The sequence below is a fragment of the Cellulomonas sp. GbtcB1 genome, from assembly GCF_019091725.1.
In the GTDB taxonomy this organism is placed as follows: Bacteria; Actinomycetota; Actinomycetes; order Actinomycetales; family Cellulomonadaceae; genus Cellulomonas.
Genome location: NZ_JAGXJG010000660.1, coordinates 1 through 231, shown reverse-complemented (window position 1 = coordinate 231; position 231 = coordinate 1). Strand labels below are relative to the sequence as shown.

Below are 231 nucleotides of genomic sequence, written 5' to 3'. Positions count from 1 at the left end.
GCAGCTTCTCCAGCCGCTCGCGGGAGGCCGGGCCGTCCGCCTCGGACAGCCCGACCTCCTCCATCTCCAGCCGGGTGACGGCGCGCTGCAGCACGTCGATCTCGACCGGGGAGGAGTCGAGCTCCATGCGCAGCCGGGACGCGGCCTCGTCGACCAGGACGATCGCCTTGTCCGGGAGCTGGCGGCCGGTGATGTACCGGTCGGACAGCGTGGCGGCGGCGACCAGCGCGG

General features: G+C 74.0%; 1 pseudogene. It reads right to left on the bottom strand.

The window, feature by feature from the left end:
- Positions 1 to 231 (bottom strand): annotated as a pseudogene (locus KVT14_RS21705) (hypothetical protein); the annotation flags it as partial.